The organism is Geobacillus lituanicus (assembly GCF_050994965.1).
In the GTDB taxonomy this organism is placed as follows: Bacteria; Bacillota; Bacilli; order Bacillales; family Anoxybacillaceae; genus Geobacillus; species Geobacillus stearothermophilus.
In genome coordinates this window covers 1,071,112-1,085,831 of the sequence record NZ_CP194773.1, presented here as the reverse complement: position 1 = coordinate 1,085,831, position 14,720 = coordinate 1,071,112, and the positions used below count along the sequence as shown (strand labels likewise).

16 protein-coding genes and 1 pseudogene are annotated in these 14,720 nt (G+C 53.3%); 2 read left to right on the top strand and 15 right to left on the bottom strand.

Annotation, left to right across the window (positions count from 1 at the left end):
• Positions 1-97: 97 nt before the first annotated feature.
• Genes ACR1UW_RS05495 through ACR1UW_RS05470 form a run of 6 tightly spaced genes read right to left on the bottom strand, consistent with a single transcriptional unit; the run spans position 98 to position 3,511 of the window.
• Positions 98-826 (bottom strand): YwiC-like family protein, encoded by a 729-nt coding sequence (locus tag ACR1UW_RS05495; RefSeq protein ID WP_498934814.1) that lies wholly within the window; start codon positions 824-826, stop codon positions 98-100.
• Between the two features lie 5 nt (positions 827-831).
• Entirely contained in the window at positions 832-1,062 is a 231-nt protein-coding gene (gene moaD, locus ACR1UW_RS05490; RefSeq protein WP_289643727.1) for a molybdopterin converting factor subunit 1, read from the bottom strand.
• Positions 1,059-1,526, bottom strand: a complete 468-nt coding sequence (locus ACR1UW_RS05485) for a molybdenum cofactor biosynthesis protein MoaE (protein ID WP_033027975.1) — start codon at positions 1,524-1,526, stop codon at positions 1,059-1,061. The genes moaD and ACR1UW_RS05485 overlap by 4 nt, the downstream gene beginning before the upstream one ends.
• Positions 1,523-2,023, bottom strand: a complete 501-nt coding sequence (mobB, locus tag ACR1UW_RS05480; RefSeq protein ID WP_063210185.1) for a molybdopterin-guanine dinucleotide biosynthesis protein B — start codon at positions 2,021-2,023, stop codon at positions 1,523-1,525. Before mobB ends, ACR1UW_RS05485 begins: the two co-directional genes overlap by 4 nt.
• A complete protein-coding gene (locus tag ACR1UW_RS05475; RefSeq protein ID WP_063210188.1) occupies positions 2,020-3,279 on the bottom strand; it encodes a molybdopterin molybdotransferase MoeA in 1,260 nt (419 codons plus the stop codon). The genes mobB and ACR1UW_RS05475 overlap by 4 nt, the downstream gene beginning before the upstream one ends.
• A 49-nt stretch (positions 3,280-3,328) precedes the next feature.
• Complete coding sequence (locus ACR1UW_RS05470) at positions 3,329-3,511, bottom strand: hypothetical protein (protein WP_014195104.1); 183 nt, start codon at positions 3,509-3,511, stop codon at positions 3,329-3,331.
• Positions 3,512-3,711: 200 nt separating this feature from the next.
• On the opposite strand from ACR1UW_RS05470, the gene ric reads away from it, so the two are divergent.
• Complete coding sequence (ric, locus tag ACR1UW_RS05465; protein WP_063210189.1) at positions 3,712-4,419, top strand: iron-sulfur cluster repair di-iron protein; 708 nt, start codon at positions 3,712-3,714, stop codon at positions 4,417-4,419.
• A gap of 101 nt (positions 4,420-4,520) precedes the next feature.
• Here the strand turns inward: ric and moaA are convergent, their stop codons facing one another.
• Complete coding sequence (moaA, locus tag ACR1UW_RS05460) at positions 4,521-5,546, bottom strand: GTP 3',8-cyclase MoaA (RefSeq protein WP_063210191.1); 1,026 nt, start codon at positions 5,544-5,546, stop codon at positions 4,521-4,523.
• 54 nt (positions 5,547-5,600) lie between these two features.
• Positions 5,601-6,263 (bottom strand): molybdate ABC transporter permease subunit, encoded by a 663-nt coding sequence (gene modB / locus ACR1UW_RS05455; protein ID WP_033845516.1) that lies wholly within the window; start codon positions 6,261-6,263, stop codon positions 5,601-5,603.
• Positions 6,264-6,481: 218 nt separating this feature from the next.
• Here modB and ACR1UW_RS05450 point away from each other — a divergent pair, with 218 nt between their 5' ends.
• The gene (locus ACR1UW_RS05450; protein ID WP_063210194.1) at positions 6,482-7,180 is read left to right on the top strand and encodes a Crp/Fnr family transcriptional regulator; all 699 of its coding nucleotides are present in this window, start codon (positions 6,482-6,484) and stop codon (positions 7,178-7,180) included.
• 79 nt (positions 7,181-7,259) lie between these two features.
• Here the strand turns inward: ACR1UW_RS05450 and ACR1UW_RS05445 are convergent, their stop codons facing one another.
• The 7 genes and pseudogenes from ACR1UW_RS05445 to ACR1UW_RS05415 form a co-directional block, all read right to left on the bottom strand.
• Positions 7,260-7,631 (bottom strand): hypothetical protein, encoded by a 372-nt coding sequence (locus tag ACR1UW_RS05445; protein WP_063210196.1) that lies wholly within the window; start codon positions 7,629-7,631, stop codon positions 7,260-7,262.
• A 243-nt stretch (positions 7,632-7,874) separates the two neighbouring features.
• Positions 7,875-9,050 carry an MFS transporter gene (locus tag ACR1UW_RS05440; RefSeq protein WP_063210198.1) on the bottom strand — a complete coding sequence of 392 codons (1,176 nt, stop codon included), beginning with the start codon at positions 9,048-9,050 and terminating at the stop codon, positions 7,875-7,877.
• Positions 9,051-9,329: 279 nt separating this feature from the next.
• Positions 9,330-9,926: pseudogene (locus tag ACR1UW_RS05435) on the bottom strand (ABC transporter permease subunit); the annotation flags it as partial.
• 211 nt (positions 9,927-10,137) lie between these two features.
• A complete protein-coding gene (locus ACR1UW_RS05430) occupies positions 10,138-11,256 on the bottom strand; it encodes a TIGR04053 family radical SAM/SPASM domain-containing protein (protein WP_289643725.1) in 1,119 nt (372 codons plus the stop codon).
• Positions 11,257-11,341: 85 nt separating this feature from the next.
• Positions 11,342-11,710 carry a hypothetical protein gene (locus ACR1UW_RS05425; RefSeq protein ID WP_013146110.1) on the bottom strand — a complete coding sequence of 123 codons (369 nt, stop codon included), beginning with the start codon at positions 11,708-11,710 and terminating at the stop codon, positions 11,342-11,344.
• A gap of 21 nt (positions 11,711-11,731) precedes the next feature.
• A complete protein-coding gene (locus ACR1UW_RS05420) occupies positions 11,732-12,385 on the bottom strand; it encodes an ABC transporter ATP-binding protein (protein ID WP_041468528.1) in 654 nt (217 codons plus the stop codon).
• A gap of 25 nt (positions 12,386-12,410) precedes the next feature.
• Positions 12,411-14,393, bottom strand: a complete 1,983-nt coding sequence (locus ACR1UW_RS05415) for a bacteriocin-associated integral membrane family protein (protein WP_289643724.1) — start codon at positions 14,391-14,393, stop codon at positions 12,411-12,413.
• Positions 14,394-14,720: the final 327 nt, after the last annotated feature.

Genomic DNA, 14,720 nt, shown 5'->3' with positions numbered 1-14,720 from the left:
CCCATTTCACATCATGCTTGTGCAATGAAAAAGCAATACCGCCTAACCAAAAGAAAAAACCCCAAACGGTCATGGATGCCTCCCGTTTGGGGTTCGCTCAAGAATAGAGCACGATCATCGCGATGAAAAAGTACGCCGCGTTGGCGATTTCCAAAATGCCCAGTTTCATGATCGGCAGCGACTTGCCATATAAATAGACGGCGCGGATGACGCTCGGTGCATAGGCCAAGACGGCGAACGGCTCGCCGATGGCGATGAGGCCGACGATCAACAGGGCGTGGTAGCCCCATGACAGCCATTTGTACCGCTCGTTTTTCTTTTCGCGAATCATCGTTTTTACGTAAAACGTGCTGCCGATGAAAAAGAGGAAGGAAAACAGGGCGAGTTCAAACGCTTCAAGCGTCAACTCCCCGCGTCCGGCGTAAAAGGCGGCGAGGCCGCCGATGCAAAACGCCGCGATGGCCGCAACATCATTCCAGAAAGCGCGCTCGTTCTTTTTCTTGCTGTAGTACGTGTTCACCAAGAAAAACGGCACCATGGCGAGCCCGAAGTAGAAAAGCGCCGGCTGTTGCCAAAGAGAGACGGCAAGCGCCGCGGCGGCGATGGCGCCATAGCGGGCGGCGGCGGGCACGTACGGCTCTTTCCGCTTCGTTTTCACCGCCATCAAGAGCGGATACGTCGCCAAATAGAGCGCAAGCCAGGCGACAAAGAGCGGCGCGTGAATCCACGAAAGCCCACCGGCGTACGCCCCGAGCCAAAACGGGATGATGAGCATCGCCCAGGCGCCGTGTTGTTTTGGCATCACCCATTTGCTTTTGTTCGCCATCCGTCTCATCCTCCGCTTACCGGTGGAATAAAGGCGACCGTGTCGCCGGCATGAAGCGGCGCTTCGTCGAGGACATACTCCTCGTTGACCGCTGTCATGACGCGCCCGAGCGAGATGCCGTAGCGCTCTTCCACTTCGTCTTTCAGTTTTTTCACCGTTTCCGGAACATTCGGCCACATCACTTCCCGCTCGCCGATTTGCTCGCCCAAATGGGCGAAAAACAATAGACGGATCATTCCTCTTTCACCTCCGGTTTTCCGGACGGATACGCCGTTGTTTCAAGCTGGTCGCCCACCCAGGCGCTTCCGTCCTCCCATTGCTCTTTTTTCCAAATCGGCACGATTTGCTTGATCCGCTCAATGGCATAGCGGTTCGCCTCATACGCTTCGGCGCGGTGCGGCGAGGAAACCGCGATGACGACGGCGATGTCGCCGATCTTAAGCCGCCCGATCCGGTGGGTGATGGCGGTTTTCGCCCCTGGCCATTTCTCCGCAATTTCCGCCCCGATTTGCGCGAGCATTTTCTCGGCCATCGACACGTACGCCTCATATTGCAAAAAGAGCGTCCTCTTGCCGTTCGTCCATTCGCGCACCGTGCCGGCAAAGACAGCGACCGCCCCCGCTTCCGGACGCATCACTTTTTTCATCACATCCTCGACCGAAATCGGCCGGTCGGTAATGGCAAACAACGGTTCTGTCATGTTCGTGTTCTCACCTCGTTCATGAGCCATGGAATATATTCGTCATCATCGGCCAGCGAAAACACCGGATGCACTAGCGGCCCTTCGAGTGGCACCCAGGCGATGACGGCGCGGATGTCGGCGAGGTGCTGAAGCGACGCCCAATCTTCTTCGGAGCGCACGAGCACGACTTTCGGGTGCCGCTCTTGTTTGTAGCCTTCGACCAACACGAGATCGAGCTGAAGCGGCGCATAAAGCGCCAACACATCATCCAACCGCCACAACGGGCGGCGGAGATGAAGCTGCAAAAGCCCGTCTCCTTCCACCGCCGTTGCCACCGCCCCGGCCCGCTCGTGGCGGACGGAATCGACGCCTTCGGGCCGTGCGGGCTCGCCGCCATGGCCGTGGTGCTTCACCGTCCCGACGCGCCATCCTTCCCGGACCGCGGCCGCCACCCATTTTTCCATCAGCGTCGTTTTGCCGCTATGTTTATAGCCGACGACTTGCCAGACGTTCATTCGCTTGACCCCTCATCGTCATCCAAAAGCCACACGTCGACCTCATCGCCAACCGCAAACCCTCTCGTTCCGCCCGGCAGCACCATCAAGGCGTTCGCAAAGGCAAGCGAGGTGACGATGTTCGACTTGTCCATGCCGACCGGTTTGACGATGAGACGACCATCGACCGCCTCGACCCGGCTGCGCACGAAGCGGGTGAACGGGTTCGGCTTCGGAAAATCGGCGCCAAGGGTGGCTTTCGCTTTTTTCAAATACGGCTTGGCCGAAAACAGCCGCGTGCGCACGACCGGGCGGACGAACAGCTCATACCCGACGTAGCACGCCGACGGGTTTCCGGATAGACCGAACAGCAGCTTGCCATCAATCTCGGCGACGGTCGTCACGCTCCCCGGGCGCATGGCGATTTTGTTAAACAACACGTTCGCTCCGAGCCGCTTGTAAATGGCGGGCAAATAATCGAAATCCCCGACCGAGACGCCGCCGGTCGTAATGAGCATGTCCACTTGATCGAGCGCCTGGCGCACAGCGTGAAAACACGCATCGAGGTCGTCGGCCAACTGGCCGAAATAAATCGGCTCGGCGCCGCTTTTGAACACCTGCGCCTCGATCATGTAGGCGTTGCTGTTGCGGATTTTTCCCGGCACAAGCGGTTCCGAGACGTCGAGCAGTTCGCTTCCAGTCGCAAAAATGCCAATCCGCGGCTTTTTCGCCACCTTCACTTCGGCGTAGCCGAACGTCGCCAAGAGCGCCGCCACCCCGGGATTGATGCGCGTTCCTTTTTCGACAAGCGGCTGCCCTTTTTTCGCATCTTCCCCTTGAAACGAAATGTTGTCGCCAGGGCGGAACGGGCGTTTAATGGCCATATACGTTTTTCCATCCCGCTCGTACTGTTTGGCGAGCTCCAACATGACGACCGCATCGCATCCTTGGGGAATTTGCGCCCCGGTCATCAAGCGCACCGCTTGAAACGGACCGACGGGCTGCTTCGCCACTTGCCCGGCGCCGATCGTTTCAATGACTTCAAACTCGACCGGATGGTCAAGTCCCGCTCCTTCCGAGTCGGCGGCGCGAATGGCAAATCCGTCATACGGCGAGCGGTCAAACGGCGGCACGTCATGGTCAGCACGCAAATCTTCGGCCAAATAGCGGCCATACGACTGGCGAAGCGGCACCGTCTCCTCTTCTCCCACTCCGGCATAACGCATCACCCGATCGATCGCTTCCGCTACAGGAATCGGGGTTCGTCTTTCGACCATCTCTCCCTCTCCTTTCGATCATACGGCTGGCGGCAACCATATCGTTCTTTCAACGTTGTTGCCATTGTTGCAGCTGTTTTATGCCTTCTGCCAACTTTTCATCAACGACGCTCGCATCGGCAATATGCCGCAAAATCATCTCCCGCGTTTCGCCAAACAAAGCAGCGGACTGTTCGAGCTCTTGCATCACTTCATCCGCATAGCGGCATTGTTCTTGAATATAGTTTAGCACGTCTTGAGCCCGATTTTCGACTCGATCGATCAGCTGATTTCGTCTCTTTTATTGTACAGGAAAGAAGAGAGACAACGTTGTGATGTTGATCACATTTCCTTGTTGTCCGCTTTTTTTGCTTGTGTGAGATGCATCACAACGTTGACATGGAAAACAAGGTATACTGAAGCTGCAACGATTTGACGATGGAGGGATCCGAAATGGAACAGCGGTTTACCGAACAATCGTTGATCGGCGATATTGTCACTCAATTTCCGAAAGCAGCGGATTTGTTTAAAGCGCGGCGCATTGATTTTTGCTGCGGCGGGCAGCGCCCGTTAAAAGAAGCCATCGAAGAGCGCGGACTCGATGGCGAAGCGCTCCTTCGCGAGCTGAACACCCTTTACGCGGAGGCGCAAAACAAGCCGACCGGAAACTGGAGCGAAGCGCCGCTAGCCGATTTGGTCGATCATATCATCAACACGCACCACCGCTATTTGAACGAGGAGCTGCCGCAGCTCAGCCCGTATGTCACGAAAGTATTGCGCGTGCACGGTATGCACCATCCGCATCTGTCCCACGTGCATAAACGGTTCCATGAGTTAAAAACGGAGCTTGAGCAACATCTCATTAAAGAGGAAACGGGCGCATTCCCGCTCATTTTGCAATTTGCCGACAACCCATCGCCGGAAAACCGGGAAGCGGTCGAGCGGGCCGTTCGCGAACTGGTCAATGAACATGACGCAGCCGGCGATTTGATGAAAGAAATTCGTGAAATCACAAACGACTTCACCCCGCCAGAAGACGCGTGCGGCACGTATCGCCTCGTCTACAACCGACTCGCGGCGCTCGAAGACGATTTGTTTACCCACATCCATTTGGAAAACAACATCCTCTTCCCGCGCGTGTTGGCGGCGGTGAAGGCATAACCAAGCAAAACCATTCCCCCATTTCTAAGGCAAAGGCAGGCGCAACGAGCGATAAAAAGCAGGGCTGCTTCTTTGACGAAAAGAGCAGCCCCGTTTCTTTGTTATCCCCCAATATACGACATTTCAATTTTCGGGCGCTGTTTCGCTGTCTCTGCCGTCCGTTCTTCCGAATAGCGGTCTGTCCGCTCGCTCCAAATGGCGGCGATCAGCGCCTTCAGCTCTTCTTTCCCCGCGCCGGCGCGCAGTTTGTCTTTCAACGACACGCCCTCAGAAGCAAACAAACACGTGTACAGCTTGCCGTCGGCGGAAATGCGCGCCCGTGTGCAGCTTCGGCAAAACGTTTCCGTCACGGAGGCGATAAAGCCGACTTCCACCTCCGTGCCGACGTAGCGATAGCGGCTCGCCACTTCGCCGAAGTACGCTTTTTCAACCGGTTCAAGCGGGTGCATGGCGTTGATTTGTTCATACATCTCTTTTTTCGTCACGACATGGGAGTAATCCCAGCCGTTCGTCGTGCCGACATCCATAAATTCAATCAAGCGGAGCGGGATGCCCAAGTCTTTAAAGTAAGCCGCCATCGGCACGATTTGCGAGTCGTTCCACCCTTTTTTGACGACCATGTTCACTTTTACTCCAAGCCCCGCCTCGCGCGCCGCTTCAATGCCTTTCAACACCGGAGCAGAGCCGATGCCAATGCCGTTCATTTTTCGGAAAATGTCATCATCCAACGCATCCAAACTGACGTTGACGCGCTTCAACCCGGCTTCTTTCAACCGCTGCGCCCATTTCACCAAATGAACGCCGTTGGTCGTCAATCCAATATCGCGCAGGCCAGGGAGCGCGGACAGCCGCTCAATGAGCGCAGCGAGGTCGCGCCGAAGCAACGGCTCGCCGCCGGTCAGGCGGATTTTTTCAACGCCAAGCTCGACAAAACATTCCACTAAAAGCGCCATTTCGTCAACGGTTAACAGCTGGTCTTCCGCCAAAAAGCGAAAATTCGGCCCGAACACTTCCGCAGGCATGCAATAGACGCAGCGAAAATTGCATTGATCGATGACCGACAACCGCAAATCGCGAAGCGGGCGGGCGAGGCGGTCGGTGATCTTCACCCGGTCGCGCTCTTCCATGTCGCTCCCTCCTTTCCCTTTCATGGGCCGCGTGATGTTCCAACGGCCTGCTCCTTATCGCTGCCAACGGCCTAGTTTCGCCGCACAGGACAATAAACTAAATGACAATCCAATCGTGACCGCCACCCATGCCCACGCCAACTCCATCCGCCCCGACTCCATCGCCATATAGACAGCGGTGGGGATCGTTTGCGTTTTTCCCGGAATATTCCCGGCAAACATGAGCGTCGCGCCAAACTCCCCCAGGCTGCGGGCAAACGACAGCACCGCCCCGGACAACAAGGCGTTTCTGGCCAGCGGCAGCGAAATATGCCAAAACACTTGGCGCTCATTCGCCCCATCGATGCGCGCCGCTCCTTCAACGGTTGGATCAACGGCTTCCAGACCCGCTTTGGCCGCCTGGTACATGAGCGGAAATGACACAACAACCGCCGCCATCACCGCCGCGCCGGGTGTAAACAGCACCGTTGTGTGAAACCACGTTTCCATCAACTGTCCGATCGGGCTATGCCGCCCAAACAGCACAACAAGCAAAAAACCGACAACCGACGGCGGCAGCACGAGCGGCAACATAAACACCGTCTCCACGATCGTCTTCCCACGAAACCGGCGGCGCGCCATCCACCTCGCCGCCGCTGTTCCAAGGATTGCGACGATCACGCCGGCAAGAAGCGATACGTTTATCGATAACCATACCGGTGACCAAAACTCTTCCATCGACGAGCCTCTCTCTGTTCCGTCTCCCTTTTACCATACGAAAACAAACAGTAGAATGCTGTGATGCTACTCACATTGTAACATAGAAAAAGGAAAAACCAATTTAGAAAAAATTGTGACGCCTCGCACAAAAAAACAGTAACCGGTGATTTTTTTCACTCTCTCCCGCTGTGATGATTTTTACAATAGAAATAGCTGAATGAATGGAGGTGCTATCGATGAAAGCTGCAGTGAATGGATATTTTCCCCATTTGCGTTCTTTGTTGCAATCGTCGAAAAAAGTGATTCCACTTCGCAAGCACTCTTTTTTGTTCCAAGAAGGGATGCCGGCCAATGAGCTGTACTTGATTCTTTCCGGCAAAGTGCAAGTGAGCAAAATTTGCCCGGACGGAAAAGAAATGTGCTTCCGCATTTGCGGAAGCGGGGAAATCGTCGGCGAGCTGACGCTGTTTACGAACGATGCACGCTACTTGTTGACGGCCAAGGTAATAGAGCCAGGCGAAGCGGCAGTCATAAACAAAGAGGAACTGGAACAGCAGCTGCTGATCAATCCGCCCCTTACCCTTGAATATATGCTCTGGATCAGCAAGCATGTCCGGCGGACGCAGACGAAGTTTCGCGATCTCATCATGCACGGCAAAAAAGGGGCGCTCTATTCAACACTCATTCGTTTATGCAACAGTTATGGCGTCCCGCTTGAAGATGGAAGCATCTTCATTGACGTAACGTTAAAAAACCAAGACTTGGCCAACTTTTGCGGCACGACGCGCGAAAGCGTCAACCGGATGCTCAATGCGTTAAAACAGGAAGGGATTATCTCGATGAAGCGGGGGAAAATTACGGTTCATGATTTAAACTATTTGAAAACGGAAATTCAATGCGAAGACTGTCCGGCGGATATTTGTTGCATTGAGTGAGCGGTGCACCGTAGTTAGGGGTCTGTCTGATCGTTCCCCTTCGATACACAGCAACGACCAAGCCATTTTGGCGCGCTGATTAGAAGAACGCCCGACCGACCGTTGTTCGCGGCCTGCCGGACGCTCTTTTTTTTCGATTGTGATGCGAATCACTTCTTTTTCTTTTCACCGCCGTATAATACGTTTTCCCTTTGTCAATTTCAATGTCGGTGATTTGCGCTGTCATTTCGATGTGGACATCATGAGGGCCGACCCGCTCCATTTTTAACGGCACCGGTGCTTGATTCACCCCTTTGTGCGCCGCTAACATGTTCGCAGCAGACTGTTGCGTAGTTGCCGCTGTTCCGTTTTTATTTTCCGCCTTTGCCTCTCCTCCTCCCCCGTTGCTGCATGCGGCCAGAAGCGAAGCGGCTAACGCGACGGACAATAACGAAGACATCCTTTGTTTCATCGTTCTCCCCCCTTAGATGATTTGATTTACACCTTTAACGTACGGCATTTTCACTTCTTCCCTGGTGATTTGTATCACCAACAGACAGACATGTTTGAATGATTTGTGAAATAATGAGCAATATATTTTAATCATGTAACAATAGTGAAACGCATACTCACATTGAATAACAGAAAAACACGCCCAAATAAAAAAAGAGGCTAAAAGCGAACAAGCTTTCAGCCTCTCTATACGGTATTCCATTCAAGAAGCGAACCGCTTCGCCGGTTCGCCGGCTTTTTTGCCAAATACGAGCCGGTTCAGCAAGAAGCAAATAAGGGTAAACAAGCTAAGGAGCAGAAAACCGAGCACGTACGAACCTGTTGCATCTTTCAGGATCCCCATGACAATCGGCGGAAAAAAGCCGCCAAGTCCGCCCCAGGCACCGACAAGGCCGGTGACGGCGCCCGTTTCGGCTGGGAACAGCTGCGGCACGAGTTTGAACACCGCACCGTTGCCCAGCCCAGACATCACGGCCACAAACAAACAAGCCGCTGTCATCACCCAAATATTTTCCATTCCAAACGCGATCACCAACGCGCCGATTGTCATTCCAGCGTAGACGAACGTCAACACCCGTTCAGCGCCGATTTTATCGCCAAGATAGCCGCCGACTGGCCGTGCGAGCGTAGCGAGTACAGTAAACCCAGCCGCGCGCATCCCAGCATCCACCGGCGTCAACCCATACAAGTCAACGAGCAGCGACGGCAAGTAAATGCCGAAAGCGACAAACGCCCCGAACGTAACAAAGTAAAAGAGCGACAACGTCCACGTATGTTTATATTTCAATACCGACAGCGATTCACGCACCGTTTTTTGTTGTTTCGGTTTCGGCATATCCGGTGTGAAAAACCAAACGAGAACGAGCATGACGACAACCGGAATGATCATCCCCCAAAAAGCCCAAGGCACACCAAACGCTGCGGCAATCGATGGAACGGAAAACGAAGCAACCGCCGTGCCGAAGTTGCCCATCGCGTTAATCCCAAGCGCCGTCCCTTGCTTTTCCGGCGGAGTCAAGCGGGAAACGAACGTCACCGAAATGGCGAACGACGTTCCGGCCATGCCGATGAAAAACGCCCAAAACAGAAGCATCGCATACGAATCTGCAAACCCTGCGCCAACAAGCGGAATGACAAGAAACAAGAGCAGCAGCGAAAACAGCCTGCGCCCGCCGATCCGGTCCGTCCAAATGCCAAGCGGCAAACGCATGATCGAGCCAAGCAGCACCGGAATGGCGACCAAAATGCTTTTTTGCGTCGATGTCAGCCCGTACATTTGCTGAAACGTACTCGCAAGCGGCGAAAACACGGCCCACACGGCGAATGAAAACATCATGGCGAACGTCGTAATCGGCAGCAGCGCCTTTTGTTTATTCATGAAAAGCCCCTCCCAAACTTTCAAAATTTGTGACGTTGTTTGTACTTCCATCATACGCAGGAGAAGGAAACGGATTTGTGAGGTTGATCACATTCTTGCCTGTTGTCACCATTTTGCCACAAGCGTTGTCACGGTTTTGTCACATCCAAAAAAAGAAAAAGCCCGTCCCCAAAAGGAACGGACACGATTTGGCAGAACGTTTTTCACATCCGAACGATAAGAAACGCTGTTGGGCGCACACATCTCTTCCGCCCCGTCTACGGCAAACAACTTGTTTTCTCACCCGCTCGCTCGTATCTCCTGCCTCATAAACAACCAATACGCGATCGCAAAGCAGATGAGAGTGGCGGCAATGAGCGCGGTCGCCTGCGGCCAAATGAGCAGCAAACTTTGCGAGAATGGCAAGGGGGCCGCAACAGCGCCGGCCGTTTGCTCCACCGTGACGATCCCTAGCGTTCGGACGTCCGGCGAAAGCAAGGCGGTTGTTGATTCATTGAACAAGTAGCTCGGCGACAATCTCATGAGACCAAGCACCAACTCTTGACGGCCGACCGCCTGCTCGACGGACGTAATGGCGTCAGACTGCAAAAACGGTTTCGCAAACACTTCCACGATCATCGAGTAGAAAAGATTGAAAAACAGCCAAACGGCCATCGACGACAACGCGGATGTCGCCGCCTGGCGGAAGACGACGGAAAACAAAATGCCGAGATTCAGCCAAAAGGCGATATACACAAGGCATAACAACAAAAAGCATATGATGCGGGCAAATTCCTCGAACGTGGGTGGAATGCCCAAGATCAAAATGCCCAATGCCATCACGAGCAGGCCGAGCGAAAGAAACAAAACAGCATTCAACAACAGCGCAGCGACAAACACCAAAAGGGGGAAGCGCGGCGCCGACCGGGCCCGAGACCTTTATAGTCGAATTGAACCACGAATGATCTTTCAACAAAAACGGGGAAGGGCGCCTGCTCCTCCCCCGTATGTTTTGAACACACATCCAACATCCGCCGCATGCGCCCGGGCAACCGTCTCACGAACGCCGTAGCGCCGTCATTTTAAGCGGCCGTTTTTCACCGCCTTCTTACCGTTGGCTTCGCTCTTTTGTCCGCAGCGCCTTTGGAATGTAAACACAATACGGCTCGCTTTCCAAATAGTCTCCCGTCACCGCGTACGCCCGCGAGCGTGAGCCGCCGCACACATATCGGAACTCGCAGACGCCGCATTTTCCTTTATATTTGTCCGGATTGCGCAAGTCTTGGAAAATCGGCGAGTGTCGGTAAATGTCCGCCAGCGGCGTTCCCCGGACGTTCCCGGCTTTGACTGGCAGCAGCCCGCTTGGGTAGACATCGCCGATATGGGAGATAAAAACAAAGCCGTTGCCGTCGTTTACTCCTTTCGGCGCGCGGCCGAGCCCGTCGACTTGTCCGGTCAACCCTTGGTTCAACACATCTTCGTAACGGATGCCGCCTTTTGTCGTTTTTCCTTCGCGTATTTTCGCCTGCAGCACAACGCGGCGGTAATGCTGGCCGGCTGTCGTTTTAATGTCAAACGGAACGCGCTTGCTCGTTTCATACAACCAGCGGAACACCCGCTCATGCTCGATGGGGGAAATCATGTCCTCCTCCTTCCCCCTGCCTGTCGGCACAAGGAAAAAGACGCTCCAAAGGACGCATTTCAGCTTCTCAACCAATTCCGCCATTTCATCAAGCACATGAACGTTGTATCGCGAAATGACGGTGTTGATTTGCACGGGAATGTCGAGCTCATGCAAGTAGTGAATCGCACGGATCGTCAAATCAAACGATCCGCTCACGCCGCGGAAATGGTCGTGAATCTCGGCGTTTGGCCCGTCAAGGCTAAACGCCCAGCGCGACAGGCCGACCTCTTTTGCTTTGCGGATCGCCTCTTTCGTCACGTTCGGCGTCGCGCTCGGCGTCATGGACACGCGCAATCCTTTATCGATCGCATATTTCGCTAAATCGTACACATCCGGGCGCATGAGCGGATCGCCGCCCGTAAAGACGAGCATCGGCTGATCCATCGCGTAAATCTCATCGATCAGTTTTTTCCCTTCCTCAAACGTCAACTCGCGCGGATCGCGATGGTATTGCGCTTCAGCGCGGCAATGAAGGCACTTGAGTTGACAAGCTCTCGTCAATTCCCAAATCACAATAAACGGATTTTCATTAAAATCGCGCATTGCGGCCCCCTCCTTGGCCTCCATTGTACCGCAACATTCAGGCGCGTTATGTGATATGGATCACATTTAGACCTCAGCGCTCATCTTATCTTTCGATTAGCTCAACTGGAACTCCGAAACTGTGGTCAGCCAAAATGGAGGAAACTGCATCCCGTTCCTCCTTTGTATGATAAACAATGCGGATGAGCGCTTCATCCGCTTGATCTCCGCACGGCGCCTCCACCTTCACGCTTACTCCCTTTCCTACGCGCTCCAAGCGAGCTGCGAGATCCCGATGCTGACTCAACGCCTCTCTCACTTCCGATCGGCTCGGCAGTTTTCCGCATTCAGGACGAGCAACGTCCTGTTTGCCTGGGAACGGGATAAGCGACAAACCAATCCCCCCTCCCGCTACTAAAAGTCCGCCGACCAACACAATGGCAACGCCAATGCCCCACCATCGTTTTTTCGTCATCTTGATTCGCCCCCTTTCTTCTCATCTGCCATGCCGCATTCCCTTTAGCGCATGCTCAGCATGGGCGGCTCGCATCATTTTCTCATCGTGGGTCGCGACAATAACCGTTCTCCCTTGCTTCGCCAATAATTGAAGCAGCTCAATGACGCGATCGCCATTGGCCTCATCAAGAGAAGCCGTCGGCTCATCCGCCAAAATGACTTGTGCGTCTTTATAGAGAGCGCGTGCGATCGCCAAGCGTCGCTTTTCGCCTCCACTTAGACGGGCGGCCAGTTCTCGTTCTCTTCCATCCAATCCTGTTTCCGATAACACTTTGCGCACCCGCTCCTCATCGCCGACAACTTTCGAACGAAACAAACTCGAAGTCATCGTGATATTAAACGCAACTGATTCTTCCTCCATAATTCCGTAATCTTGGAGAATGAATGCCGCATGGTGTTTCCAAAACAGCCGCCGCTGCTTCGCTCCCCAACTCGTTGTATCGACACCATCAATCAATACACGACCGTTTGTCGGCCGCAAAAGCAATCCAAGCACATGGAGAAGCGTCGTTTTGCCCGCTCCGCTTGGACCAACAAGCGCCGTCAAGGCTCCAGGGGAGCATACGACACTTTCGTTCTCCATAATCGTTCGCTCATTGATAATCATCGTCACTTGATCGGCCTCAATTCTCATGGCAGTCAAGCCTTCCTCCTTCTTTCTACAACTGACGCAGGGAGTTTTTCGCAAACACCCAAGCTGCCGCACCAATATGTACGAGCGGCAAAGCAAGCAGCACAAGCGCCCCCGTTAGACAAACCGGCAACCAGCCGTTTATTCCTTGCAACAGCATAATCAGCATGACCACGATTCCCCCTAACACCCACTCTTTCACGATTCGCCCGCGCGACACCGCCCACCAAGATGCCCCAGCAAGCCGAAGAGGAAAATCGCGTTTTGCTTTTAACACAGCCATAATAAACGCACTAAGGGCGGAGGCAATAGCCAAGGCCGCTAAAAGACCAACAATCGATCCAATTCTAAGCCACACGAAATAGGCATAAAGCTGCGCGCGCAAAATTCCTTCCTCCGCCATATAGTTGACGCGGATCCGGTTCTGAAGGCCGCGTTCAGATACGAGTTTCTGTGTTTCCTCTAGTCCGACAAAACTCAACTCCGACGAAGAAGCGACAGAGATCAAAAAGTTGTCATTGAATAATGAATGGACATGAGGGGCAACCAACAATAACACCTCCTTCGGCCGGGCAAACTCAAGCTGTCCGCCAAAGCGGACAAATGGAAAAGGGGACGATCCGGTCAAACGACACATCTTGACCTCATGCCATATGGCTTGAGCCTGTTGCTGGTTTCTTACATATAACGGGATGGAGAGTTCGACAAATTGTCTCACGTCCTTTGGAATCTGTTCCAGCGCAAGAGGAACCAAAGATAGCCCTTTGTTCTTTTTGCGAACGATATCCAACCATCGCTCATTCACGATAACCATGTAACGATACGGCGCAATGGTCATGCCATCGATGGCGAAATCGTCTTCCGTCCACGCTTTCGATAACACTACGCGATCGTCGGCCTCCGCTTGTCGAACCATGTCCCCCACCGATGGTTGCAACATCTGAAACAACTGCTCGATTTCCGCTCCCCCCGCTCTTCCTGGACGGGACGGGAACACCAACACCGCTTGATCAGCCAACGACTTCCACATGATTTGTTCCTGTGCTGTTTTTCTAGCATTCGTATAAGCTGAAACCGCCGGTGAGACAGCGGAAAGGACGAAAGCAAATACAGCGAGTTTCAATACAGCCGAACTTCTGGCCAAACGCTTGACAGCAGGTTCGCGCATCGCCAACATCTCTGGATTCGGCCATGAGGCAACAGAAAAAATCAACGCGCAAGCCATTGTCAAAGAGATCACCATCGCCTCAGCCAAAAGCAACACTTTACTATAGTAAGGCACGAATCCCCATCCATAGACAAAGCCGACATAAAGAGCGGCCAAGACGTCCAATATAGCGGCGGCCAAAACCATAGCCAGCAAAAAGTGGCTGAAATCCTCGCATTGGATGCGCGACGTCGGAACTCCCGCCAACACACGCAACGCGCGCCCTTTCGCTTTGACCGCCAGCCAGTATAAAGCTAATGACACCATCAGCGCCGAAACAGCCAACAGCGCCACACCAAAATCGCTTTGCACGATCAAAAATTGGAGAATGGTCAACAGAGTCTCTTCGTTCCACTTCTGATCGACCCGATGCGACGCCAGCCAATGTTTCAACTCGTCTATATGATCGGTTTTCCCTGTCACCAAATAATCGCCATTGGCAAACGAATGGGCCAACGCGCGGCGATCGCGGATCTCCGCATCTGGCTCATGGCCAAAGCGCTGAATTCTCTTTGGAAAATCCCCTTTCTCCCCCACTTGAACAAAGATCTGTCCCGACTGATCCCCCCGTAAATCTGGCGCGATTTTCATCAATCCTAGTTCCCATCGATCGCTCATCGCCCCCAACTGTTGAAACACATCTTCCTGACGCAAATCAGACTGGCTAAAATCCAATGTCACTTTCGCTTTCACATCCAGCTGTTCCGGAAAAAAGCGGTCATGGATATCCGAAACAACGACCGCCATCAAAGCTAAGAGAAGAAACTGCACAGCGGAAACAGCGACCACGATTTTTTTATGCATGAGCCTCATTCCTTCCCTCATCCATCATCCGTCAGGAAAAGAAAACTCTCATCTTGCTCGGAACAGATGAAAGAAACGTTCTCAATCAAACGATCGATTATTTTCAAATTCGATTATCATTCATAGAAGGCCGGCGAAAAACGACTGATTTCGCCGAACCAGTTGTTTTGGATGAACGAAAAGCGTTGATTTTAAAGGATTTCTCAATTTGAGAAGGGAATCCATTTTCTGCGACTTTTCACTAAATCACCAGCCTTATAGACGTCATCGGACTATGGAACATTTAAAAATCTGATAGCTTTCACGCATCTATGAGCGGCCTTTCAT

Coding starts and splice junctions, on each gene's coding strand:
- ACR1UW_RS05495 (WP_498934814.1), bottom strand. CDS start 826: ATGGCGAACAAAAGCAAATGGGTGATGCCAAAACAACACGGCGCCTGG.
- mobB (WP_063210185.1), bottom strand. CDS start 2,023: ATGAACGTCTGGCAAGTCGTCGGCTATAAACATAGCGGCAAAACGACG.
- ACR1UW_RS05485 (WP_033027975.1), bottom strand. CDS start 1,526: ATGACAGAACCGTTGTTTGCCATTACCGACCGGCCGATTTCGGTCGAG.
- ACR1UW_RS05415 (WP_289643724.1), bottom strand. CDS start 14,393: ATGCATAAAAAAATCGTGGTCGCTGTTTCCGCTGTGCAGTTTCTTCTC.
- ric (WP_063210189.1), top strand. CDS start 3,712: ATGGAACAGCGGTTTACCGAACAATCGTTGATCGGCGATATTGTCACT.
- ACR1UW_RS05440 (WP_063210198.1), bottom strand. CDS start 9,050: ATGAATAAACAAAAGGCGCTGCTGCCGATTACGACGTTCGCCATGATG.
- moaA (WP_063210191.1), bottom strand. CDS start 5,546: ATGGAAGAGCGCGACCGGGTGAAGATCACCGACCGCCTCGCCCGCCCG.
- moaD (WP_289643727.1), bottom strand. CDS start 1,062: ATGATCCGTCTATTGTTTTTCGCCCATTTGGGCGAGCAAATCGGCGAG.
- ACR1UW_RS05450 (WP_063210194.1), top strand. CDS start 6,482: ATGAAAGCTGCAGTGAATGGATATTTTCCCCATTTGCGTTCTTTGTTG.
- ACR1UW_RS05475 (WP_063210188.1), bottom strand. CDS start 3,279: ATGGTCGAAAGACGAACCCCGATTCCTGTAGCGGAAGCGATCGATCGG.
- modB (WP_033845516.1), bottom strand. CDS start 6,263: ATGGAAGAGTTTTGGTCACCGGTATGGTTATCGATAAACGTATCGCTT.
- ACR1UW_RS05420 (WP_041468528.1), bottom strand. CDS start 12,385: ATGAGAATTGAGGCCGATCAAGTGACGATGATTATCAATGAGCGAACG.
- ACR1UW_RS05445 (WP_063210196.1), bottom strand. CDS start 7,631: ATGAAACAAAGGATGTCTTCGTTATTGTCCGTCGCGTTAGCCGCTTCG.
- ACR1UW_RS05430 (WP_289643725.1), bottom strand. CDS start 11,256: ATGCGCGATTTTAATGAAAATCCGTTTATTGTGATTTGGGAATTGACG.
- ACR1UW_RS05425 (WP_013146110.1), bottom strand. CDS start 11,710: ATGACGAAAAAACGATGGTGGGGCATTGGCGTTGCCATTGTGTTGGTC.